Raw genomic sequence first — 23,549 nt, forward strand, 5'->3', positions numbered from 1 at the left:
CGCCGGCGCTAACCCGCCTCGCCACTCACGACCGCGCCGCGCTCGTCGGTCACCAGGGCCACCCGGCCGTCCGGGTCGAAGTGCCGGTAGCGGCGGCGGCCGTCCGCGTACTGCCACACCGCGTCCGCCACCACGATCACCAGCTCGCCGTCTTCGACCGCGTACAGCTCGTCCGGGGTCAGGACTTCGTGGATGTGCGTGCCGGTGGTGACCAGCGTGCGGACCCGGCGGCCGGTGTGGTCGTAGCCGTACAGCGCGTTGACGCCGTCGCCGTGCACCCCGCGCAGCCGGCCGAACGCGTCGCGGATTTCGCTGCCCGCAAGGGGTTCCTCCGGGACGCCGGGCGTGACGTCGTGCCGCAGGCCGCGCGGGCCGGTGACGACGTGCCCGGGGGTGAAGTGCTCGCTGACGCCGTTCGCGTAGTGCACCGCGGTCCGGTGGCCGCGCAGGTCGTACTGGATCGCGTCGACGAACCCGGGCACGCTCACCAGCCGGCCGACCTCGTCGTACTGGTGGTGCACGGTCAGCCGGCCGTCGCCGGCGTCGGGGTAGGTCACCTCGGACAGCCGCCCGTCCGCGCGGCGAACGACGTCCAGCCGGTACTCGACGGCCACGTGCGCCGGCCGCCAGCGCTTCTCGGTCACCTGCCCGAGCGCGTCGTAGCCGAACAGCGTGACGCCGGATTCGTCGGCGGCGCGCACCAGCCGCCCGCAGCTGTGCGGCCCGGCCTCCGGCGGCACCGGCCGCCCGCCGTCGTGGTGGGTGAACTTCGTGACCGGGGTGCCGCCCGGGTCGTCGACCAGCACCGCGACCACCCGGTCGGCCGCGTCGTGCACGCGGTACACCGTGTGCCCGCCCACGGTCCGCGTCTCGGCCTCGTGGCCGGCGGCGTCCCGGACGTGCACGACGCCGTCCGCGCCGCGCAGTTCCCGCCCGAGCAGGTCGTACCCGCCCTCCGGGTCGCTTTCGCGGGGCTGCTCGGTGAGCGGCCGGCCCAGCGCGTCGTAGTGGAAGACGTCCGCGGGCGCCGGCGGCTCGCCGTCCCGGAACCCCCGGCTGGTCCGGCACACCAGGCCCCGCGCGCAGTACTCGTGGCGCTCGTCGACGACGTCGCCGAGCAGCTCGGCGTGCCGCCGCTCCAGCAGCCGGCCGGCGCCGTCGCGCAGCTCGGCGGTCACGAGCACCTCCGCCTCGCCGGACACCGCGCGCTGCTCGGTGGTGACCCGCACCGGGCCGCCGTGGTCGTAGCGGTACCGGACGGTCGGCAGGTCCGCCGAGTCGCCCGGCCGCACGACCGTTTCGGGGCGCCCCAGCGGGTCGTGGGTCACCGTCGTCACCGCGCCCGCCGGGTCGGTCACCTCGCACACCCGGCCCGTGCGGACGTCGTGGCGCGTCACCGTCACGTTCCCGAGCGGGTCCGTGGCCACCTCGGGGAAGCACTGGTCGGCCGAATAGCGGACCTCCCGGGTGTGGCCGAGCGGGTCGGTCGTCGTGGTGCGCAGGCCGGTGACGGTGGCGAACCGCCCGTGGAACGTCGTCGCCCACCAGCCCTCCTCGCCGGGCCGGCGGTGGTAGCCGTGCCGCCGGAAGTCCGGCGGGACCCGGCCGTGGACGTCGGCGACGAGCGCGTCGGTGAGCACCAGCTCCTCCCGCGCGGTGAGGAAACCGTGCGAGCCGATGCGGCCGTCGGGCTCCTCGTCGTACCGGAACAGCGTGTCGGCGCGGACTTTCCCGCTGCCGTCCACTTCGCGGACCCGGGCGGGCAACGACGTGAACCGGCGCTCGGGGTCGCTCGCGTACGTCGTGCGCCGGTCCCGCACGACCGCCGGCCGGCCGGGCCGCTCGGTCGTTTCCACCTCGCGCGTGGGGTTCCCGGCCGCGTCGAAGGCCGTCTCCGTCGTGGTCACCGACACCGGCGTCGCCCGGCGCTCGAACTCGGTCGTCACCGAGCGGGTCCACTGTGGACGGCGGAGGTGCTCGACCCGGCGGTACGGCCGGCCCGCGGCGGGGGAGCCGTCGAGGCCGTAGGTCTCCTCCCGGTCCGGCAGCCCGTCGTCGCCGAACCAGCGCACGGTCCGCAGCGTCGGCGCGTACTCGTCGCCGAGCTCGTCCTGCACGACCCGGCCGAAGACGGGGTACCGGCCGTCGTGGTACTCGAACTCCGTCACGCCCTCGTGCCCGGTGGCCGAGTCGCGGCGGGACACCCGCCGGACCACCGGCACGGAGGCGGCGACGGCGTACTCGACGGCGGTGCGCAGCCCGATCCCGTTGTCGACCTCGCACAGCCGTCCGGTGCGGGGCAGGTCTTCGAGCGAGTGGTACGGCACGGCGTCGAGCAGCGACACCCCGGTCCCGGAATGCGCCCGTGCGGCCAGCTGCACCCGCCGCGGCGGCGCTGCCTCGACGGTGGCGTAGGCCAGGCGCAGCAGCGGCGCGGCGGTTTCCGCGCCCTGGGTGTCGAACCCGCTGAGCGCCACCGACGTCAGCAGGGAGGCGCCGGTGACGTCGTCGGCGTCGTAGCCGAGGGTCCAGCGCCGCACGAGCGGCCGCGTGCCGTCGGGCACCCGCAGGTCGATCCGCGCGCACCGCAGCGCCGTCGTGACGAGCGTGCCGCCGCGGCCCCAGCGCAGCACGTCCGGGCGCGACTCGTAGCTGAACTCCACTTCGTAGGGCCCGTAGGAAACGCGCGTGAGGTACGCCTGGCCGCTGTGGTGCGCCCAGCCGAACGTCGCGGCCGTGCCGAACGGGTCCTCGGTCCGGTCGAGGTACCAGGCCGAGCCTTCGCCCGGGCCGAGGAAGTGCCGGAGCCCCGAGCGGGTGGTCAGCAGGTAGCCGTCGCCCCAGCGGACCAGCCGGCCCGCCGTCCGGGACCGCGCCTGCCCGTCCGCCAGGCCGACGTGGGGCAGCGGGACGGCGAAGCCGCCACCGAACGGGCCGTTCGGCGCGCCGGTGGTGTAGCGCAGGGCGAGCGCCGGCGCGCTGCCGCCGGGACCGGGCGGCAGGTCGAGTGGCACCGTGAAGCGGCCGCCGCCGGTCGCCGGGTCCGGCGTGAAGGCGGCGTCCTGCGTGCTCGTCCGGAGCACAAGCATGTGATCTCCCCGCGTGGATTCGTGACGTCCGGAGGGCCAAGTGGGTGAGCCGGGGGCGCCAGATACGTCTTCACCCGTTTGCCGTCGCTGTTATGCATTCGTGATGTCCGTGTCGTATCCCAGTGGCGGCCCACGGGTCTTTCCCGGGTGCCGGCGGTGATCAATGGCGGGGGCAGAGGCAGCAGGAGGGTGGACCCGATGGTCGTCAGGTTCGTGCGGGACGAGACCGCGGAAACAGCGACGGAGGACGCGAGCACGCTCAACGAGCTCCCGGCCCCGCCGAGGCAGTTGCTCGACCGGCACGGCGCCCGCGTGCTGGACCCGGCCACGGCCGTCGTCGCGGCCGGGCTGCCGGCCCCGCGCACGACGGTGTACCGGCCGGGCGTGTTCCTCCTGCCGCAGCGGTACCTGCGCGACCCGGAGACGCTGTCGGCGATCAACCGCGTGCTCGCCCGGATCGGCCTGTACGCGGCCCCGGCCGACCGCGGCGGGGACAGCAAGGAGTTCGCCCGCGCCCGGCAGCTCGACGACTTGCCGGTCCGCGCCCTGCTGCACGTGCGCGAGGACGCCGACCCGGTCGTCGTCGACTGCTGGAAGGCGCTGCAGCTGCTGCGGTCGGCGGCCGCGGGGCAGCAGCCGGAGCTGGACCCGGAGATCGTCCGCGAGATGTCGGTCGAGCACCTGCTGTTCACGACGCCGGTGTTCGGCGGGGTGCCGTGGGAGACCAGCGGCCTCGGCGGCACGCCCTGGGAGACCAGCGGGTTCGGCGCGGGCAGCTCCTACGGACGCACCCACGGCGCCAACCGGATCCCGGTGGCGCTGTCCGCGGCGCCGCCGTACCGCAGCGAAAAGCCCGCCCACCGCCGTCCGGTGATCGCGGTGCTCGACACCGGCATCGGCCCGCACCCGTGGTTCGGGCTGCCCGACCGCTCGGGCCCGCCCGCCGCCGGCTCCGGGCTCGCCGTCGCCCCGGACATCCAGGCCGCGATCCTGCAGGCCGAGCTCGGCTCCGGCACGGTGCCCACCCAGCTGCTCGACGGTTATTGGGACGCGCCGTCGACCGGCCAGCCCCTGATCGGCGACGTCGACACCGACACCGGGCACGGCACGTTCATCGCCGGCATCATCCGGCAGGCCTGCCCGGAGGCCGACACGCTGGCCATCCGGGTCGTGCACAGCGACGGCGTCGCCTACGAGGCCGACGTGCTGCTCGCGCTGCACCTGCTCGCCGACCGCGTCCGGAACGCGCAGGCGAACAACCGCCCGCAGGACCTGGTGGACATCGTCTCGATCTCGATGGGCTACTACGTCGAGGACCCGGCGGACATCGCCTTCACCGGCCAGTTCGGCTCGGCGATCGCGGAGCTGCTCGGCCTCGGCGTGCTCGTCGTCGCGGCCGCGGGCAACGACGCCACCACGCGCCGGTTCTACCCGGCGGCCTTCGCCGACCAGCCGCTCGGGCCCGGCTGCGGCCCGCAGGTGATCAGCGTCGGCGCGCTCAACCCCGACGTCGCCGCGAGCAAGGCGCTGTTCTCCAACGAAGGCCCGTGGGTGCGCTGCTGGGCGACCGGCGCCGGCGTCGTCAGCACGTACCCGACCGACGTCCGCGGCACCGCGGCCGCCGACCACGAGGTGCCCGGTTTCGGCCGCAACTCCTTTGACCCCGACGACTACAGCGCCGGCTTCGCGGTCTGGGACGGCACGTCCTTCGCCGCGCCGCTCGCCGCGGCCGAGCTCGGCAAGGCGCTGCTGCAGTCCGGGGACCTCGCCACGGTCGACCGCGAAACCGTCGTCAAGCGGGCCTGGACCGCGCTGGGCTCGCTGTGAACGTGGCCAAGACCGACCACGGCCGGGTGGCGGCCCTGTTCGGCGCCGCGCGGGAGGGCGACCGCGCGGCGCTGGACGAGCTGGTCGCCCTGCTCACGCCGCTGCTCTGGCAGGTGGCGCGTGACCAGGGCCTCGACGCCGACCAGGCGGGTGACGTCGTGCAGACGGCGTGGCTGCGGCTGCTCGGCTCGTTCGCGGAGATCCGCACGCCGGTCGCGCTGACCGGCTGGCTGATCACCGTCACCAAGCGGGAGGCCTGGCGCACGGGGGAACGCCGCCAGGTCGAACGGCCGCTGCCGGAGCTCCCGGAGCGGCTGACCGAAGCATCGCCGGCACCCGAGGAGGGGGTGCTGCGCGACGACCAGCGCGCGCGGTTGTGGCGCGCGGTCGACAACCTGCCCGAACGCTGCCGCAGCCTGCTGCGGATCGTGGCGTTCGTGCACCGGCCGGACTACGCCGAAGTCGGCGCCCGGCTGGGTATGCCGAGGGGGAGTATCGGCCCGACCAGGGGACGCTGCCTCGCGCGCCTGCGCGAGCAGCTACTCGCCAACGGCGAAGGAGATTGGCTGTGACCACCGTCGAACCACCAGGCGCCGACGAGCCCTTGGACGAGCTCGACTTCCGGCTGCTGGCCGGCGTGCGCGAGCTGTGGGAAGACGCTGACCCGATGCCCGCCACGCTGGTGGACCAGATCCGGTTCGCGATCCAGCTGGAGGACGTCGACCTGGAAGTGATGCGCATCCGCGAGCAGGAGGCGCTCGCGGTCACCCGCAGCGCCGCCGAGCAGGGCCGCCTCATCACGTTCGACAGCGAAAGCTTGACGATCATGGTGAACGTGAGCCCGGAGCCGGGCGCAACGATCCGCCTGGACGGCTGGCTCACCCCACCGGCCGAGCACCCGATCGAGGTCCGCACCGCGAACGGCCCCCTGACGACGACCTCGGACGAGGAGGGCCGCTTCGCGGTGAGCGGCGTACCGCACGGGATGGTGCAGGTCCTCGTGCGGACGCTCGGCCGGACGAGGACGGTGAGCACACCGGCCATCGAACTGTAAGTTCCGAAGCTGCCTGGTACCTCTGACCCGGAGGTACTATCCGGGGCGTTCTTCCCCGGCCGAAAGGGCAGCCTGTGGTCGCGTCCCCGAAGGTCGAAGACCGGGTCCGCGAGCTGCACCGGCGTGCGGTCGCGGCGACCAACGACGGCCAGCCGGTCGTCGGCGGCCGGCTGATCCGCTCGGCCGCGCGGCTGCTCGGCCTGCCCGCGACGGAACCGCCGCCGGAGTGGCCCGCCTGGCCGGACCTCGCCACGCGCGTCCTCGGCACGTACGCGGCCGTCGAAACCGCGCTGGGCAACAGCGCCCGCGGGCTTGCCCTGCTCGATGCGGCCGACGTGCTCGTCTCCGACGCCGGGCGCGGGATCCTGCGCCAGCAACGCGGGCTCGTGCTCATCCTGATCGGCCGGATGGACGAGGCGCTGACCTGCTTCGACGAGGCCATCCCGCTGCTGCGGCAGGCCGGCGAGTTCGTCGTGCTCGCCCGGACGCTGCTCAACCGCGCCATGCTGCACCAGTACGCCGGCCGCGTGCGGCTCGCGCTCGCCGATCTCGACCAGTGCGAGCAGATCGGGGCCGGGCAACGCGAAGAAGACGGCCTGGCGCGGATCTTCGCCAAGGCCGCGCACGGCCGCGGCCAGGCGCGGGTGCTCACCGGTGACATCCCGGGCGCCCTGCGGGACTTCGACGCGGCGAGCGGGTTCTACGCCGAACAGAGCGTCGGGATGCTGCCGGTGCTGGCCGTCGACAAGGCGCGGGCGCTGCTCGCCGCCGGGCTGCCGCACGAGGCCGCCGCCGAACTGGACGCGGCGCTGGAGCAGTTCCCGCGGCTGCGGATGAACCAGGAGCACGCCGAAGCCGAACTGACCCGGGCGCTGGCCGCGCTGGCGAGCGGTGACCCGGCCGCCGCGCGTAGCTGGGCCGGCCGGGCCGAACGCCGGTTTCGCCGCCGGGGCAACGAAACCTGGGCGGCGGTGGCGCAGCTGACCGTGCTGCGCGCGGACTTCGCGGCCGGGCGGCGGATCGCCCGCGTCGGCGCGGAGGCGACCGCGCTCGCCGGCCGGCTCACCGGCCTGGGCCTGCGCAACGACGCGGAAATCGCCGCGCTGCTGGCCGCCAGGGCCCGGATCGCGCTCGGTGACCTCGACGGTGCCCGCGCCGGGATCGCCCTGCGCGACCGCCGGACCGCGCCGCTGGAAAACCGCCTCGTGCGACGGCTCGCGCTGGCCGAACTCGGTGCCGCGAGCGGCCACCGGCGGGTGACCTTCGCCAACGCGCGGGCCGGGCTCGCGCAGCTGCAGCGGCACCGCAGCCGGTTCGGCAGCGTCGACCTGCAGACCGGGACGACGTCACTGGGCAAGGAACTCGCCGACGCCGGTCTCGCCGCCGCGCTCGCCCAGCGCTCGCCCGGCGTGGTGTTCCGCTGGCTCGACCGGTCGCGCGCGCAGGCGTTCCGGTTCCGGCCGGTGCGCCCGCCGGCGCACCCCGAGACCGTCGACGCCGTCGCCGAGCTGCGCTTCCTCTCGATGCAGATCCGCGCGGGCGAGCTGTCCGGGAAGCCGGACACCCAGGCCGTGAAGCGCTGTGCCGCGCTGGAACGGGAAATCCGCGCCAAGGGCTGGCAGGCCGAAGGCGTGGACGTCGAGCACTCGGAAGCGAAGCTGCGCGAGGTCGGCGACGAGCTCGCCGCGACCGGCAGCGCGATGGTCTGCTTCCTCGCCGACCGCGGCGCGTTGTGCGCGCAGGTCATCGCGAACCACCGGGTGGCGCTGATCGAGCTCGGCCCGGCGCCGGCCGTCGCCGAGCCGGTCGCGCGGCTCCACAGCGACCTCGACGCGTTGTGCGGGCGCCAGCTGCCGCCGCAGCTGGACCAGGTCATCCGCCGGTCGGTGCGGACGCAGGTGACCGCGCTGGACGGAATCCTGCTGGCCCCGCTGGCTCCCCGGCTCGGCGACCTCGACGTCGTCGTGGTGCCGACCGGCGCCCTTTCGGCGATCCCGTGGGGGCTGCTGCCGACGTTGCGCGGCCGCCCGGTGACGGTCACGCCGTCGTCGTCGGCCTGGCTCGACGCGGGCCACCGGGCCGGCCGGGCGACCGGGGCGCCGCTGCTCGTCGCGGGCTCCGATCTGACCCACGCCGACGCGGAGGTCGCCCGGCTGGCGTCGCTGTACCCGGACGCCGAGGTGCTGACCGGCCCGGACGCCACGGTCGCGGCCACGCTCAAGGCGTTCGACGGCTGCCGCCTGGCCCACTTCGCCGCGCACGGCCACCACGAGCGGGAAAACGTGCTGTTCTCCCGGCTCAACCTGGCCGACGGGCCGCTGATGGCCTACGACGTCCAGCAGCTCGCGACGGCGCCGGAGCAGGTGGTGCTGTCCTCGTGCGACGTCGGCCAGACGGTGGTCCGCGCGGGCGACGAGGTCCTCGGGTTCACCGCGGCGCTGCTCTACGGCGGCAGCCGCACGGTGGTTTCGAGCGTGGCGCGGGTCGACGACCGGACCGCGGGCGGCGTGATGCTGGCGTTCCACAAGGCGCTGTCGGTGGGCACGCCCCCGGCGCGCGCTCTCGCCGACGCGGCGCAGGCCGAACCGCTGATGCCGTTCGTCTGCTTCGGCCGCAGCTGACTCCCTTTCCGACGTCCGGCGGTCCTGCGGGTTGCTTTGTGGTGATCGATCGCATCCCGGCGCATCCCCACCGGGCTGGTGGGCATCCTTCCCGGTGAGTCCAGTCGATCACGGAACACGGGAGGATGACCATGAACCGCACTGGTACCGCGTTGATCACCGGGGGGCTGCTGGCCGGCGGGCTGGTCCTGGCCGGCGGGACGGCCAACGCCATGCCGAGCGATCACCCCTGCGCGGCTTCGGACGTTCGGGTGACCGTTGCGCCGGACCCGTCCAACGCGGCCGGGCACGAGGCTTACGTGCTCACCTACACCGCGGCTTCGCCGTCCACGAACTGCAAGCTCGAGGGCGCGCCCACGGCGGTGTCCTTCCTGGCCGGCGGGCAGCGGCTGCCGGTCACCGCGACGCCGGACGGCAGCGAGGCGCTGCCGGTGAACCTGCGCGAGGGCCACCCGGCGGTGTCCCGGATCGTGCAGCGCTCGGCCGCCGCGCCGGCCACGCCGGACTTCGTCACGTTCGACCTGCCGACCGGCCCGTACGGCCAGCCGGTGAGCGTCGCGTGGCCCGCGGGGGCGCCGCTGAAGGGCCGCACCGTCGTCGTCACGCCGGTCGGCAACTGAACTCCGGGAGGGGAAGCCACGTGAAGCGGATCTTGCTCGGGCTCGGCACGGCGGCGGGGGCGTTCGCGCTGGCCGCGTGCGGCACGTCGGCCGCGGCGACGCCGGCCGGGGGCGGCGCACCCGTGGGCGGCGGGGTCGCCGGAGCTTCGACGGCCACGCCGCGCTGCACCACGGCGGACCTGGCCGCCTCGCTGGGCAAGCCGGTCCAGAAGAGCGACGCGCCGGGGCAGTTCGACGTGCCCCTGACCTACCGGAACGTCTCGGACCACACGTGCGCCCTGCACGGCGTGCCGGGCGTCGACCTGACCGGCCCGGACGACCCGGCGTTCGGCCCGGTCTACCACCTGCCGCGCATCGACAACGGCGTCCAGGCCAACGAGGTGACCCCCGGGACGACGGCCTCGGCGACCGTTACGGTGCTGACCCCGGCGGAGGGCGGCGCGTCCTGGACGCCGGGGAAGCTGGTCACCATCCCACCGGCCCAGACCCGGCCGCTGACCGTCGAGTGGCCCTCCGACCTGCCGGTTCTCCGTCAGGACGCGGCGACCCACCCGGGCACGTACGTCAACGGCATCTTGGCCGATCCGGCCTAGTCCTTCACTCGATCGAGTGAAGCGTGGGGCCACGCGTCATTCCCGGCGTGGGGTTCCCTCTTCCTCGGTGCGGCGGTAACCGGCCGGCACGCCCCCCGACTGGCCGGTTACCGCTGCGAGTTCCCTGCTCACGGTGGAGCAGCACGACGGCGTCCGTCCCGTCGGCTCGCCGGTACCCCGTGTCTTCCGGCTCCGCCAGCGCCGCGGCCTTCGTCGCGAGCGTCGTCGACCACCCGCTCCGGCCGCTCGCCGATGCCGCCGTCGAAGAACAGCACCGTGCAGCGGGACGTCAGCCGCGGGGCCAGCCGGTTGGACGCCAGCACGGTCGCGCCGTCCAGACGCCGCTGGTCAGGTGCGCCGCCTGCAGCGCCGGCGACCCGAGCCCGGCGACCACCGCGCACACCGGCAGGTAGCGCCTGAATCCGCCGAACCGCCGGGCGTCCGCGCGATGCGGTAGCGCTGGTCGCCGAGGCCGAACGGCTGGACGATTCTTCGCGCTGCCGATCGAGCAGCCGGCCGTCTGCGGGCGCGAGCAGGGTGCTGCAGCGTGTCGACGAACCAGTACGACCCGAGGCCGAGCACGAGCGCCGACGCGAGGGCGGCGAAGCGGGCGACCCGCCACCGGGTCGACCGGGGCAGGATCCGGGCCGTGCGCCGAAGACAACCGCACCTTCGGAGATCCGGGACGGTGCCGGGGCGGGTTAGCGTCGGAAGCCGTGACGGTCGAACAGTGGGAATCGGTGCGCGCGGCCCTGCCCGAGGTCGGCGGCCGGTTCGCGGACCTGCTGACCGGCGTGCCGGACCCGCACGCGCGGTCGCTGGGCGAGTGGTCGATCGCGGAAACGGCGTCGCACGTCGGGATGATCGCGCTGATGTACACGGCGATGATCCGCGGCGACGGCGGCCCGCTCCCGCTGCCGGGCCTCGAAGACCCGATCGACGCGGTGAGCGTGGACTCGATCGCCCGGATGAACGCGCTGGGTCTGCGGCTGTACCCGGAACGCGACCCGCTCCGGCTGGCGGAGCGGCTGCGCACGGACATCGCGGAGGTGCTGCTCGTCAGCGCGGACCTCGACCCGGAGAAGCCGGTGTGGTGGCTGGGCGGATCCCGCGTCCCGGTGGCCGGCGTCCTGGCGCACCTGGTCAACGAGCTGCTGGTGCACGGCCTCGACATCGCCCGCGCCACCGGCCGGCCGTGGCGCATCCCGGCCCGCCTGGAGGCCCTGTTCCTGGAGCTGTTCCTGTTCGGCATGGTCCGCAACGACATGGGCCACCTCCTCGACGACGCAACACCGTCGCCCCGCCGCATCGCGGTGGAGTTCCGGTCGGCGTACACGACCCCGGCGGTACTGGCCCTCCAGCACGGCCGGCTACGCCTGGAACCCCCGAACGGCACGGCGGACATCCGCCTCCGGTTCGACCCGGCGATCCTGGTCCCGATGATGTTCGGCCGCATTTCCCGCCTCCGCGCAACCCTGCTCGGCGGCGTACGAATCAGCGGCCCGCGGCCGTGGCTGCTGCCGGAGTTCCTGCGGACGGTCCGGATGCCCTAGTTGTACTGCCCGGGGAGGTTGGGGACGCGGCTGGCGGGTGGGTGGCCTGCGAGTGCGGTGTGTCCGCGGTGATGGTTGTAGGTGTGCAGCCAGTCTGGCAGGGCGTGGCGTCGTTCGGTGTCGGTGCGGTAGGGCAGGGCGCGGCATGGATTTCGGTGTAGGCCAGCCTGCTGTGGTCGTCGACGGCGTTGTGCAGGTGGGCGTAGCCGTGACCGCGTTGCCCGCGGTTGCGGCGGCCGGCGGCACGGCCGAGGACTTTGTGGCCGCCGCCGTCGGGGATGTTGCCCAGCTTCTTGATGTCCACGTGGACCAGGTCACCGGGCGCGGGGTGTTCGTAGCGGCGGACCGGGGTGGCGGTGGCCCGGTCCGGGTGAGTCAGCCGGGCCAGCCGGTAGCGGGACAGGATCCGGTGCACCGTGGAAGGGGTTGAGGCCGAGCAGGGAGGCGATCCGTGCGGGTCCCCACCGGCGGGTCACCGGGACCTTGATGACTCGCCGCTCGGTCCGCGTCGGTGTCCGGGCCGGGCTGGTGCGCGGGCGGCTGGACCGGTCGGCCATGCCGGCTTCGCCGAGGTCGCGGTAGCGGGCGGCGGTGGAGACCGACACCTGGAACCGTTCCGCGGCTCGTCGCAGCGGCCAGCCGTCCTCGACCACGCAACGGGCCAGGCGCAGTCTGCCGGTCGGGGTCAGGGGTGCGTTGGCGTGGGCCACGAGGGCCTCCAGGACAGTCGGTGCAGATGTCGCAATCCACACCGAACCCGGAGACCCTCCCTCACAACAAGATCATCCGATCACGTGTCACCACGATCGCAACCTCCCCGGGCGGTACACCTAGTTCAGCACGCGGAACGTCAGGTGCGTCGCGTTCGGTGTCTCCCGCACGGCCGTGCGCTCCAGCCGCACGTGCTCGCTCACCTCGGCGTCGAACAGCCGGACTCCCGCGCCGAACAGCAGCGGGACCACGTGCAGCCTCAGCTCGTCGACCAGTCCCGCGCGCAGGAACTGCCGCAGGGTCGTGCCGCCGCCCATCAGGACGACGTTCTCCGCGCCCGCCGCCGCTTTTGCCTGCTGTAGTGCGGCTTCCGGGCCGCCGGTGACGAACGTGAACGTCGTCGGGCCCTTCACCACCGGTTCGTGCGGGCGGTTCGTCACGACGAACACCGGCTTCTTGAACGTGCCGTCGTCGCCCCAGGGGTCGACGCCGACGTCGAACATCGAGCGGCCGACCACGAACGCGCCCGCGCCGTCGAACAGCTTCGCCCCGACTTCGCGTTCGGCGTCCGTGCCCTCGAACAACCACTCGTGCAGCAGGTCGCCGTCCTTGCCGAGGCGGTGCTCGGAGCTGGTGTCCGGCCCGGCCACGATGCCGTCCGCCGACATGCTGATTTCCGCGATGACTCTCCCCATGGCCGTCACCCTGCCACCGAATCAGGGGGACGACCAGCCGTCGCCCCACTCGGCGTCCCGGGCCGCGCGATATCGCGGGCCCTGCTTCTTCGAGATTGCTACACCTGCCTTCAGCCCTTCGGACGCCGTGCACAGGTCGAGCGCGACCCAGCCCTTGTGCTTCTTCGGGTGCCGGATGATCCGCGCGTCCGGCCGCTCCGGTGCCGTCCGCGCCGCGACGACGTACGCGAACTTCTCGTCCTCGAACCCGAGCGTGCCCGCCTTCAGCTTCCGGTGCAGGCCCGAGCGCGGGAGCCGCGCGGAAAAGTGGCACCAGTCCTCGCCCGGGACGATCGGGCACCCCGCGTCGTGCGGGCACGGCGCGACGACGTGCCGGCCGAGGTCGATCAGCTGGGCCCGCGCCAGCCGGATCCGCTCGTAGCCCGCCGGCGTGCCCGGCTCGATCAGCGCCACCGCCCCGGCCTTCGCCGCCAGCCAGCGCACGACGTCGGCGCGGCCCGCGTCCGGCAGCTCCCCGAGCACGTACGACAGCGTGACGAGGTCCGCCTCCGGGGCCGGCGCGGCCGGGTCGACGAACCCGCGCCGCCACTCCGCGTCCCGGACGGCCGCGAGCCCCGCGCCCGCGGCGAGCCGCTTGCCGAGGCCGATCGCGCCGGCGACCTGCTCCAGCACCGTGCACTTCGCCAGCGACGGCCACACCCGCGCGGCCGCCCACACCGCGGCACCCGTGCCGCCGCCGACGTCGATCTGCGTACGCGGCTCGAAGCCGGGAGCGCGTGAAGCGGCTTCGGCGAGCACAGCGTGTACCGCGGCGTAAGTCGCCGGCATCCGGTAGCCCGCGTACGCGGCGACGTCGGCTTCGGAGTTCAGGATCGGCGAAGTCGCGGCGTCACCTTGGCGGTAACGCGTGCTGAGCCGGTCGACGGACTGCGTCAGCCGGGCCACGGGGTGCCGGGCCAGCTCGTCGTCGAGCGCGGCGGAAAGATCGTCGGGGAGAACGGCCACGGCTGTCGATTCTGCCCTGTCCGGATTGCCCGCCCGGACCGGCCCTGAGCTGCTAGTTTTCCGCCCGGGAAGTTTTTCGGCGCCGGCGGTCGATCCGGCGCCCGGCCGTTCGACGCGTAGGCAAAGGCAACGAAGGGAGACCGCGATGCGGTTCATGGTCATCGTCAAGACGAACGAGGACTCCGAGGCGGGCCAGGGCCCCAGCGCCGAGCTGCTGGAGCAGATGGGGAAGTTCAACGAGGAGATGGTCAAGGCCGGCATCCTGCTCGCCGGCGAAGGCCTGACTCCGAGCTCGCAGGGCGCGCGGGTCGTCTTCTCGGGCACCGAAGAGCCCAAGGTCGTCGACGGCCCGTTCGCCGAGACCAAGGAGCTCGTCGGCGGCTTCTGGATCCTGCAGTGCCGTGATCGCGAAGAGTGCATCGAGTGGATCAAGCGGATGCCCAACCCCGACGGCCAGGCCGGCGAGGTCGAGATCCGGCGCGTCGCCGAGGCGGCCGACTTCGAGAACATGACGCCCGAGGTCGAAGCCCTGGAGGGCCGGCTCCGCGCGGAGAGCGCCGGGCAGGCGTGATGCGGTTCCTCGTGATGGTCAAGGCCAGCCCGGCGTCCGAGGCGCCGGCCTTCCAGCCCAGCTCCGAGGAGCTGGCCGAGATGGCGCGGTTCAACGAGCGGCTGTTCGACGAGGGCCGGATCGTGTTCACCGAGGGACTGACGTCGAGCGCGGAAGGCGCGCGCGTCGTCTTCGACGGCGATGTCGAGCCGAAGGTCATCGACGGGCCCTTCGCGGAGACGAAGGAACTGGTCGCCGGGTTCTGGGTGCTGAACGGCGAGTCACTGGACGACGTCGTCGCGCTGATGAGACAGGTTCCCTGCCTCGGCGAGCAGAGCGGCGTGCTGGAGATCCGCCCGATCAGCGAGTAGCGGCTTGCACCGCGCGGGAACACCCTGTCTGATGGCCGGGTGACGGTTGCGGACACCCGGAGAACGGTCGAAACGGTCTGGCGGATCGAGTCGCCGCGGCTCATCGCGGGCCTGGCCCGGATGGCCCGCGGTGACGTCGGCCTGGCCGAGGAACTGGCGCAGGACGCGCTGGTCGCGGCGCTGGAGCAGTGGCCGGAGTCCGGGGTGCCCCGCAACCCCGGCGCGTGGCTGATGACCATCGCCAAGCGCCGCGCGGTCGACCAGTTCCGCCGCAACGAGCGGTACGCGGAGAAGCTCGAGGAAGTCGGGCGCGACCAGCGCCTGGGCGACGGCGTGCGGCCCGACTTCGACGCGGCGCTCGACGACCACATCGAGGACGACGTCCTCCGCCTGCTGTTCGTCGCCTGCCACCCGGTGCTGAACACGCAGGCCCGGGTGGCGCTGACGCTGCGCATGCTCGGCGGCCTGACCACCGACGAGATCGCCCGCGCCTTCCTGGTCCGCGAATCGACGATCGCCCAGCGGATCGTCCGGGCGAAGAAGGCCCTCTCGGCGGCGAAGGTGCCGTTCGAGGTGCCGGAGGGCGACGAGCGCGTCGCCCGGCTGTCGTCCGTGCTCGAGGTCATCTACCTGGTGTTCAACGAGGGCTATTCGGCCACCCGTGGCGACGACTGGATGCGCCCGGCGCTGTGTGACGAGGCGATGCGGCTCGGCCGCGTGCTGGCCGGCCTGATGCCGGGCGAGTCCGAGGTCCACGGCCTGATCGCGCTGATGGAGCTCCAGGCGTCCCGCGCGAAGGCCCGCACCGGCCCGAACGGCGAGCCGGTGCTGCTGCTGGACCAGGACCGCTCCCGCTGGGACCGCTTCCTGATCCAGCACGGCCTCGCGGCGTTGACGCTGTCCGAGGAGATCGCCGAGGGCGCGTACGGCCCGTACTCCGCGCAGGCGGCGATCGCGGCCTGCCACGCCCGCGCCCGCACGGCCGAGGAAACGGACTGGGTGCGCATCGCGGCGCTCTACGAGGGCCTCGGCCGGCTCCAGCCCTCCCCGGTGATCGAGCTGAACCGCGGGGTCGCGGTGTCGATGGCGTACGGCCCGGCGGCGGGCTTGGCGGTCGTGGACGCGGTCGCCGAAGAGCCGGCGTTGAAGGACTACCACCTGCTGCCCAGCGTCCGCGGGGACCTGCTGCAGAAACTGGGCCGGCTCGAGGAGGCCGAGCAGGAGTTCCGCCGGGCGGCGGACCTGACGGAGAACTCCCGCGAGCGAGCGTTGCTGCTGGACCGCGCGACGGCGGCGAGCCGCTAGTACTCCCGCCAGGCGAGCGGCGACAACGTCAACGCCGCCTCGGCGATCTTCCGCGCGGTCTCCGTCTTGAGCCCCTTCCGCGCCGATTCGATCCACTCACCGACCGGCCGCACGCCGATGTCCCGGTATTCCAGCGCCTGCAGCAGCATCTCCAGCTTGTCCGCGTCCTTGGCGCACAACGCCTCCGCCGACTCGCGGGTCTCGTACTCGTCGACGGCCTCGCGCACCAGCGCCCGCGAACGCGGCGGCAGCGCGGCCGTCTGGTCGGCGGTGATCTGCCGCGGCTCCGGCTTGCGCAGGTAGTCACCGGCGGTCAGGGGCAGGTCGCCCGTGCGGGTCTCCTGCGTGTCGTGCCACAGGGCCAGGAAAGCCGCCCGCTCCGGCGACGCGCCCTCCTCCACCGCGAGCAACGCCGCCAGCTGAGCCGCCCGCAGGCTGTGCTCGCCGACCGATTCCGGATCCCGGACCCCCGCGTGCCACCACCCCGCCCGCCGGACGCGCTTGAGCAGCCCGAGCTCGTAACCGAAGGACGCCAGTGCCTCACTCATGCCGCCAGCCTAGGTGCACGTGACCATCGGGCCGGGTGAAGACGGCTGGTGGGTGGGTTGCCGCCGGGTGCGCTGTGGCGGCGTTGAGTGTTCGCCGGCCCGGACCACCTACCCGGGTGATCGCGTCGGGATCGCCGGCTCGCAGCCGAGCCGGCCCGGCCCGTGGCGGTCAGCCGGCCAGGACGTGCCCGGCCACCTCGATCACCCGCGAACAGTTGCGCGCCACCGCGTCGTCGTGCGTTGCGACGATGATGGTCTTGCCCGCTTTGTTCAGTTCGCGCAGCAGCGCGAGCACGATGTCGCGGTTCTCGGTGTCGAGGGAGCCGGTCGGTTCGTCCGCCAGGACGATGTCGCACGGCTTGAGCAGCAGCCGCGCCACCGCGATCCGCTGCTGCTCGCCCCCGGACAGGGAATGGATCTTGCGGTGCTCCGCGCCCGGCAGCCCGACCCGCTCGAGCGCGTCGGCGATGCGTTCCCGCTTCGGGACGCCGCGGTCCGCGTACGTGAGGGCGATGCCGAGGTTGTGGGCCACCGACTCGCTGTCGATGAGGGCGAAGTTCTGGAACAGGTACCCCAGGTGCGACCGGCGAAGGCGGTTCGCCGCGCGCGTGTGCGGCCCCGGCGCCGCGCGGCCGAGCACCCGGACCGCGCCGGAGCCGGGTGCGTCCAGCAACCCGAAGAGGTTGAGGACCGTGGACTTCCCCGCCCCGCTCGCCCCGGTCAGCGCGACGAACTCGCCCGGTTCGACGCCGAGGGAGAAGCCGTCCAGGACCCGGCGCTCGCCGTACTGCTTGCGTACTTCCCGGAGCTCGCAACAGAATTCCACCACTACAGCTCCTTCAATCGCTTGACCGCGTTCCGGCGTTCCACGACGCGGGCGGTCACGACCACGAACAGGACCTCGGCCGCCAGCGCGGCGAGCGCCACCGCCGGCAGCTTCGGCAGCTGGGCGTACTCGTTCACCTCGACACCGGGCACCGACATCTGCTGCCCGCCCAGCCACACCACCACGGCCGCGGCGACGAGGCTCTGCACCAGCCACGTCCCCCCGGTCAGGAAAAGCAGTTCCCGGTAGGACCGGGTGAACCCGATGCCGTGCAGCCGGCGGACGGTGAGCCGCCGTCGCAGCCGGTCGGAGCCGATGACCACCATCGTCGCCGTCAGCGCGAGCAGGACGAGCAGCGCGCCGCCCCCGAACGCGACGGCCTGCGTCATCGCGCCGCGCAGCTCGGTGACCTGGGTGCCCATGGCGTCGTGCACGCTCACCAGGTACCGCAGGTTGTCGTCGAGCTTGAGCTGCCGCAGCAGCGGGGAGAGCCGGGCGAGCACGGCCGCGGGATCGCCGTCGACGCGGACCTTCAACCCGGTGTCCAGGCCGCCGGTGATCGAGTTCAGCCGGTCCACCGGCAGGCTGTTCGCCGGTGTCATCACCTCGATGATGGGGTCGGTGATCAGGTTCCCGTGCTCGGGGGCGACCTTGGGGTCGAAGCTGAACACCTGCTGGCCGGACGCCAGCCAGACGATCCGGACGTCCTGGTCGGTGAACCGCGGCGGCGCCTTTTCCCCGGCGATCCGCGCCTCCGCCTGGGCCGCGCCGGTGGTGCCGCCGCCCCCGGTCCGCGTGCTCCGGAACAGCTCCCTGAGCTGCGCTTCCCGCGGCTTGAACCGCTCGGGCACGAGGACCACCCAGGCCGGTTCGGTGGCGGCGACCTCGATCCGCTTCCCGGTGTCGTCGAGCACCGGGTACTGCGCGAGGTAGTTGCCGTTCACCCGGATCGGCGGCACCGGCCAGGGCGACGACGGGTCGTTCGGCGCGCCGGTCTGGTAGTTGACGGAGTCGACGTAGAGGGCGCCCTGCGCGTCCAGGACGGGGTACAGGCCGCGTGCCTCGGCGACCGTCGAGGCGTTGCCGCCGGTTTCCAGCTCCTGCTGGTCGTCCCCGACCAGCCGCGGGTAGAAGATCGCGTAGTTCTGGACCTTTTCCCACGGGGCCAGCGAATCCAGCCGCGTGCCCAGGTCGGCGGACTGTTGCCACACGACGACGGCCAGCACGGCCAGCACCACCCCGCAGACGGTCTTCACCACCGCGGGCAGCGCGATCGCCGGGCCGAAGGCCGGACGGCGGCGCATCCGATCGTTCACTGCAGGCTTCCTTTGATCAGGTCGGAAATCCGGACGCGGTGGATGATGAGCAGCCCGACGACCGCGGTGGCCGCGAACCCGGCCACCGTCACCTGGCCGAGGGTGACGGCGAGCGAACGCAGCAGCAACGGGTCCACCCCGGGCACGGTGAGCGAGACGATCGTGCACAGGCCCAGCCCGGCCGCGAACGCGCCGAGCTGCAACCGCCCCACGACCTCGTACCAGATCCGCGTCGCCGGGAACCCGGACAGCAGCAGCACGCCGATGCGCTTGCCTTCGCGCAGCAGGAGGAACGCGATCACCAGGGTGGCCAGGCCGGCCAAGACGTACGCCAGCACCTCCAGGTACCCGCCGGTTTCGACGGGCGCCGGGACGTTCGCGGGCGTGAGGTCCGCGAGGGCCAGGTCCTCGACGCCGGCTTCGACCAGCCGCTGGTGCACGACGGCGAGGAACCGGCCGGTGTCCGCGGCGTCCGGCGACTCGACCACGTACCGGCCCGCGGTGGGCAGGGCGTCGAACGCCTGCCGCAGCGGGGCGAACGTGAGCTCGTACCGGTGGCCGAAGACGGCGGGCACGCCCACGTTGTCCCGCTCGCCGCGACGCGCCGAGGAGACGGTCGCCGTGCCGCCGCGTGATTCGGCCGCGCTCAGCCAGCGTCCTTCGGCCAGCGTGAACCCGTCGAACAGCGCGGTGCGGGGACGCCCCATGAGGACGTAGGTCCGGATGCGTTCCGGCCCGGACCCCGGCGCGCTCACGGTGGTGCGCAGCACGTTCGTCCCGGTCGCCGTCGCCGCTTCGCCGAGCACGCGCAACGCCGTCCCGGGGTCCGCCGCCCGCGGGTGCTCCGGCCAGACGAACGGCGTGCCGACGCGGTACGCGGCCGTCTCGCTCTGCGATTCCCGATCGAAGACCGCGTCGGCCAGCACGACCACGGGAATGGCGAGCAGAGTGGCCAGAAATAGGACGACGAGGGTCAGCCGCACCGGTCTCCACCTTCTTCGTCACGCACGGTACTCGCTGCCAACGCAGCCACCCCCGGTTTCCGGGACGTTTTCCGTGGATTACCCGGCTCGATTCCCGCCGGGCGACGCCGGTATCGGGACCGCATTTCCGCGGTCCCGATACCGGTTCACCGCGCTAACTCACCACGAATCAGGCGTTCGGGTTGTAGTACGTGTAGCACGTGTACGCCCAGCCGGCCGTGACGGCGGCGTTGGCCCAGTAGCCCGGGTTGGCGTACCGCTTGCTGGTGCCGCCCGCCATCGCCGCGGTCGCGCTGTGGTAGTTGCTGTTGTGGACGTAGTTCGAGTAGCACTGCTTGAGCACGCCGTCGGGCTGGGTGCCCTGGCACCAGGTGCCGCCGCCGACGTTCGAGCAGGACAGGACCGTCGCGGGCGCGGCGGTCGTGCCGGTCCGGGCCGGTGCCGCCTGCGCGACCGTGGCCACCCCGGCGGTCATGAACAGGGCGAGCGAAGCGACCGAAGCCGTCTTGACGGCTTTGACCATGAAAGTGGACATGATTGACCTACTCCCCAATAGGTTTGTTCCGGCAATCCGTGCAGCCCGGGAAGTCCACCCGAAAACCGGCGTGCGCCCACGCGGTGAATCCACTACGCGCGTCGCCGCCGAAAAAAGAAGTATTCCCCCCGGAAGGTGACTCTCCGTGAGTCGCCACCGTGAACGTAGCAATGCGCGCACGATCGAACAAGCGACGTGTCGGCACCTTCACTCGGATGTCGTAACGAGCGGACGATTTGATTCCGCTCGGTAAGAGAGGCTGCTTTCCTGCCCGGTAAAAGCGACGAAATCGTCGCGTGCGCTGCGGAAATCGTGGTTCAGGGCGACGGGATCATCGCCGTCAGGATCGTCGCCTGGAGCAGGGAGATCACCCCGACCACCGCGGTCAGCAGCAGCGACCACAGGAACGTCTGCCGCAGCAGCGAGCCTTCCTTGCCGCTCTGCCCGATCGCCGTCGCGCCGATCGACAGGTTCTGCGGCGAGATCATCTTGCCCATCACGCCACCGGAGGTGTTCGTCGCGCCCGCCAGGATCGGGTTGAGGTTCAGCTGCTGCGCCGAAATCACCTGCATCGGGCCGAAGAGGCTGTTCGTCGACGCGTCCGAACCGGTCAGGAACACGCCGAGCCAGCCGATGTACGCCGAGAACAGCGGGAAGACCACGCCGGTCGTCGCCAGCGCCAGGCCCAGCGTCTGCGTCGCGCCCGAGTAGTTCATCACGAACGCGATGGCCAGGATCATGAAGATCGTCGCCAGCGCCCAGCGCATCTGAACCAGCGTTTCGCGGTAGGTCTTGAGCAGCAGCCCCGCCCGGCCGCCCATCGCGAACCCGGCGACGACCGCCGCGACCAGGGCGATCGTGCCCGGCGAGAACAGGAAGTCGATGGTCAGCGTCGCCGCGTACGGCGTGTCCTTCGCGGTGATCGGCGGGTGCTGCACGACGTGGTTGTGCAGGCCGGGCCACGCGAAGATCCAGTCCGCCTTGTGCAGCAGCTTGGTCAGGTCGAGCCAGACGGGGAGGTTCTTGAAGATCGTGCCGATCCGCGACAGGAAGATGGCCAGGATCAGGATGATGTAGGGCATCCACGCGTACAGCGCGCCGCGTTCGGCCTGTGCGGCGCCGAGGCTCTTGACCGCGGGCGCTTCCTCGCCGTCGAAACGCCACACCGTCGCCGGCTGCCAGAACCGGGTCAGGATCCAGAGCGTGGCCATCGCGGTGAGCGCGGCGAGGACGTCGACGAGACTGGCGCTGAGGTAGTTCGACGCGACGAACTGCATGGCCGCGAAGGCGAGCCCGGCGGTCAGCACGGCCGGCCACACCTCGAGCATGCGCTTCCAGCCGGCCAGGACCACGACCAGGAACGCCGGGATGATCAGCGCCAGCACCGGGACCTGGCGCCCGACCGCCGCCGAGAACAGCTCGGTCGCCTGGTCCTGCTTGAGGTGCATGATCGGCGCGGTCAGCCGGCCGAGCACGATCAGCGGGTTCCCCAGCCCGCCGAACGCCACCGGCGCGGTGTTCGCCAGCAGCGCCAGCACGACGGCCTTCACCGGCGGGAACCCGAGCGCGGCCATCATCGCCGCGGTGATCGCGATCGGCGAACCGCCGCCCGCGACGCCTTCGAGCAGCGCCCCGAAGCCGAACGCGATGAGCAGCGCCTGCAGCCGCCGGTCTTCGCTGAACCCGGCGAGCACGCGCTTGATCGCGTCAAACCGGCCGGTTGCGACGGTGACGTTGTGGAAGTACACGGCGTGGAAGGCGATCCAGGCCACCGACCACAGCCCGAACACGACACCCATCGCCGCGGAGTCGAAGGCGAGCGCGGCCGGCATGCGGTACAGCAGCAGGGCGACGCCGAGCGCGGTGACGAGCGCGAGGGCCGCCGAGAGGTGCGCGGAGAAGCGGAGCACGCCGAGCGAGACCAGCAGCACGATGATCGGCAGTGCGGCGAGCAGCGCGGACACCCAGAGTCCGCCGGCCGGCTGGTAGTCCTGGATCCACGTCACGATCGGCTCCTTCGCCGGTGTGTGCTCAGGCCGGCCGGCCCCGGACGTACCCGAGCCGGAGGGAAAGGGCGGCGGCGGTCCCGGCGACGGAGGCCCCGAGCTCGTCGAGCCGGCGCAGCACCCGGGGAGCGGGCCCGGCGATGCTGATGGCGGCGATCGGCCGCCCGGAGTGGTCCCGCACGGCGGCGGCCACGCACCCGACATCGGGCTCGTTTTCGACCTCGTCGATCGCCCACCCGCGGCGGCTGGTCTTGGCGAGCTCGTCGAGCAGCCGGTGCGGATCGCTGATGGTCTTGAGGGTCAGGGGATCGAGCTTCATCCGCCGCACCCGTTCGAGCCGATCGGCCTCGGGCAGCGCGGCGAGCCAGGCTTTCCCGAGCGAGGTGGCGTGCTGCGGCCGCCGGGTCCCCAGCCGGCAGGCGAGGGTGACGGCACTGGCACTGCGTTCGGTGGCGACGTAGACCATGGTGTCGTTGTCCGGAACGGCGAGGTAGGTGGTCTCCCCGGACCGTTCGGCGAGCGACGCGAGGTACCGGGGAGCACACCGGTGCAGATCGGTGGCGGCCATCGCCCGCGCACCGAGTTCGACGAGCCGCGTCCCGAGCCGAACCCGCCCGGTGACCTGGTCGGCTTCGAGGTACTCGAGGTTCTTCAGGGTGCCGACGATCCGGTAGGCGGCGCTGCGGGAAAGCCCGAGTTGCCGCGCGATCGCATTGGTGGAAATCTCCTGGTGCCGTCCGACGTGCTCCAGCACGGCGAGTCCGCGTTCGAGAGTCCCGCTTTGTTCCAGCCCGCGCTCCGGTCCCACGTTGCCCTCCGTTGGACAGATTCCCGCTCAGCGGTACGCCTTTCCGCTGGCTGGGGTTGGACGGTAACACCTCCGATGTATCTGGGGAAGATCTTGGAATGACTCGCAACAATGCGAGTAGTTGTGGATGCTAATTGGTTCAACATCCGATGGTTAAGTTTCCTACCTATGGCGGTTGCGCTGGTGTTGAGGGCGGAGTTCGACGGGTTCGAGGGGGTGGGTTCAGATGTGTGAATGGGCGGGTGAGATGTCCACAGGGGGCGGGCAATGTGGACAAAGGGGCGTCGGCCGGTGTTCTTTCGCGGTTGTTGTCGGCCGTCGCCGATACGCTGGACCCGGGGGGCGCCCCCGCGGGAGGAGGGCGGTTTCCGGCGGCCGGCAGGTGGCGAGTCTCGCGGCGGGCATCCGACGGCGTGCCTGCGACGGCTCCAGCGATCCGCCCCGTGCGGCGGCCGGTGGGTGAAGTCGGTGGGAAGTGGCGCATCCGGAGCCGGCTGGTGACCGTTGTTCGGGCCGGGGGCCGGGGGCCGGGG

The 23,549-nt window shown here is 72.7% G+C and carries 20 protein-coding genes and 1 pseudogene; 10 read left to right on the forward strand and 11 right to left on the reverse strand.

The window, feature by feature from the left end:
• Window positions 1-8: 8 nt before the first annotated feature.
• On the reverse strand, window positions 9-3,089 hold the full coding sequence (locus C2L59_RS20695) for a SpvB/TcaC N-terminal domain-containing protein (protein WP_233223608.1): 3,081 nt from the start codon (window positions 3,087-3,089) through the stop codon (window positions 9-11).
• A gap of 198 nt (window positions 3,090-3,287) precedes the next feature.
• Here C2L59_RS20695 and C2L59_RS20700 point away from each other — a divergent pair, with 198 nt between their 5' ends.
• The 7 genes from C2L59_RS20700 (at window position 3,288) to C2L59_RS20740 (ending at window position 11,357) form a co-directional block, all read left to right on the forward strand.
• Entirely contained in the window at window positions 3,288-4,916 is a 1,629-nt protein-coding gene (locus C2L59_RS20700; protein WP_103351153.1) for a S8 family serine peptidase, read from the forward strand.
• Entirely contained in the window at window positions 4,913-5,488 is a 576-nt protein-coding gene (locus tag C2L59_RS20705) for a sigma-70 family RNA polymerase sigma factor (protein WP_103351154.1), read from the forward strand. Before C2L59_RS20700 ends, C2L59_RS20705 begins: the two co-directional genes overlap by 4 nt.
• Entirely contained in the window at window positions 5,485-5,970 is a 486-nt protein-coding gene (locus C2L59_RS20710) for a hypothetical protein (RefSeq protein ID WP_103351155.1), read from the forward strand. Before C2L59_RS20705 ends, C2L59_RS20710 begins: the two co-directional genes overlap by 4 nt.
• A 74-nt stretch (window positions 5,971-6,044) precedes the next feature.
• A complete protein-coding gene (locus C2L59_RS20715; protein ID WP_103351156.1) occupies window positions 6,045-8,591 on the forward strand; it encodes a CHAT domain-containing tetratricopeptide repeat protein in 2,547 nt (848 codons plus the stop codon).
• Window positions 8,592-8,722: 131 nt separating this feature from the next.
• Window positions 8,723-9,211, forward strand: coding sequence for a DUF4232 domain-containing protein (locus tag C2L59_RS20720; RefSeq protein WP_103351169.1), 489 nt, complete (start codon window positions 8,723-8,725; stop codon window positions 9,209-9,211).
• Between the two features lie 20 nt (window positions 9,212-9,231).
• Entirely contained in the window at window positions 9,232-9,804 is a 573-nt protein-coding gene (locus C2L59_RS20725; RefSeq protein WP_103351157.1) for a DUF4232 domain-containing protein, read from the forward strand.
• A 716-nt stretch (window positions 9,805-10,520) separates the two neighbouring features.
• On the forward strand, window positions 10,521-11,357 hold the full coding sequence (locus tag C2L59_RS20740; RefSeq protein WP_103351159.1) for a maleylpyruvate isomerase N-terminal domain-containing protein: 837 nt from the start codon (window positions 10,521-10,523) through the stop codon (window positions 11,355-11,357).
• Here C2L59_RS20740 and C2L59_RS20745 read toward each other — a convergent pair.
• From C2L59_RS20745 to C2L59_RS20755, 3 genes and pseudogenes are all read right to left on the reverse strand, one after another.
• Window positions 11,354-12,067 (reverse strand): annotated as a pseudogene (locus C2L59_RS20745) (leucine zipper domain-containing protein). The gene C2L59_RS20740 and the pseudogene C2L59_RS20745 overlap by 4 nt on opposite strands.
• A gap of 120 nt (window positions 12,068-12,187) precedes the next feature.
• Window positions 12,188-12,763, reverse strand: coding sequence for a dihydrofolate reductase family protein (locus C2L59_RS20750; RefSeq protein ID WP_103351160.1), 576 nt, complete (start codon window positions 12,761-12,763; stop codon window positions 12,188-12,190).
• Window positions 12,764-12,784: 21 nt separating this feature from the next.
• Window positions 12,785-13,768, reverse strand: coding sequence for a small ribosomal subunit Rsm22 family protein (locus C2L59_RS20755; RefSeq protein WP_103351161.1), 984 nt, complete (start codon window positions 13,766-13,768; stop codon window positions 12,785-12,787).
• A 145-nt stretch (window positions 13,769-13,913) separates the two neighbouring features.
• Here C2L59_RS20755 and C2L59_RS20760 point away from each other — a divergent pair, with 145 nt between their 5' ends.
• Genes C2L59_RS20760 through C2L59_RS20770 form a run of 3 tightly spaced genes read left to right on the forward strand, consistent with a single transcriptional unit; the run spans window position 13,914 to window position 15,994 of the window.
• The gene (locus tag C2L59_RS20760) at window positions 13,914-14,339 is read left to right on the forward strand and encodes a YciI family protein (RefSeq protein WP_103351162.1); all 426 of its coding nucleotides are present in this window, start codon (window positions 13,914-13,916) and stop codon (window positions 14,337-14,339) included.
• Window positions 14,339-14,689, forward strand: a complete 351-nt coding sequence (locus C2L59_RS20765) for a YciI family protein (protein ID WP_103351163.1) — start codon at window positions 14,339-14,341, stop codon at window positions 14,687-14,689. The genes C2L59_RS20760 and C2L59_RS20765 overlap by 1 nt, the downstream gene beginning before the upstream one ends.
• A gap of 39 nt (window positions 14,690-14,728) precedes the next feature.
• The gene (locus C2L59_RS20770; RefSeq protein ID WP_103351164.1) at window positions 14,729-15,994 is read left to right on the forward strand and encodes an RNA polymerase sigma factor; all 1,266 of its coding nucleotides are present in this window, start codon (window positions 14,729-14,731) and stop codon (window positions 15,992-15,994) included.
• Here C2L59_RS20770 and C2L59_RS20775 read toward each other — a convergent pair.
• From C2L59_RS20775 to C2L59_RS20805, 7 genes are all read right to left on the reverse strand, one after another.
• Complete coding sequence (locus tag C2L59_RS20775) at window positions 15,991-16,542, reverse strand: HD family hydrolase (protein WP_103351165.1); 552 nt, start codon at window positions 16,540-16,542, stop codon at window positions 15,991-15,993. The genes C2L59_RS20770 and C2L59_RS20775 overlap by 4 nt on opposite strands.
• Window positions 16,543-16,711: 169 nt before the next feature.
• On the reverse strand, window positions 16,712-17,371 hold the full coding sequence (locus C2L59_RS20780) for an ABC transporter ATP-binding protein (RefSeq protein WP_199199171.1): 660 nt from the start codon (window positions 17,369-17,371) through the stop codon (window positions 16,712-16,714).
• Window positions 17,371-18,684, reverse strand: coding sequence for a hypothetical protein (locus tag C2L59_RS20785; protein ID WP_103351166.1), 1,314 nt, complete (start codon window positions 18,682-18,684; stop codon window positions 17,371-17,373). The genes C2L59_RS20780 and C2L59_RS20785 overlap by 1 nt, the downstream gene beginning before the upstream one ends.
• Window positions 18,681-19,667: a hypothetical protein gene (locus C2L59_RS20790; protein ID WP_103351167.1), complete on the reverse strand. Its 987-nt coding sequence runs from the start codon at window positions 19,665-19,667 to the stop codon at window positions 18,681-18,683. The genes C2L59_RS20785 and C2L59_RS20790 overlap by 4 nt, the downstream gene beginning before the upstream one ends.
• A 169-nt stretch (window positions 19,668-19,836) precedes the next feature.
• Window positions 19,837-20,202 carry a lactococcin 972 family bacteriocin gene (locus tag C2L59_RS20795; protein WP_199199172.1) on the reverse strand — a complete coding sequence of 122 codons (366 nt, stop codon included), beginning with the start codon at window positions 20,200-20,202 and terminating at the stop codon, window positions 19,837-19,839.
• A gap of 317 nt (window positions 20,203-20,519) precedes the next feature.
• Complete coding sequence (locus tag C2L59_RS20800) at window positions 20,520-22,208, reverse strand: L-lactate permease (RefSeq protein WP_103351168.1); 1,689 nt, start codon at window positions 22,206-22,208, stop codon at window positions 20,520-20,522.
• Window positions 22,209-22,233: 25 nt separating this feature from the next.
• Window positions 22,234-23,016 carry an IclR family transcriptional regulator gene (locus C2L59_RS20805; RefSeq protein WP_004562351.1) on the reverse strand — a complete coding sequence of 261 codons (783 nt, stop codon included), beginning with the start codon at window positions 23,014-23,016 and terminating at the stop codon, window positions 22,234-22,236.
• Between the last annotated feature and the right edge of the window lie 533 nt (window positions 23,017-23,549).

Source organism: Amycolatopsis sp. CA-128772, assembly GCF_002904295.1.
Lineage (GTDB): Bacteria > Actinomycetota > Actinomycetes > Mycobacteriales > Pseudonocardiaceae > Amycolatopsis.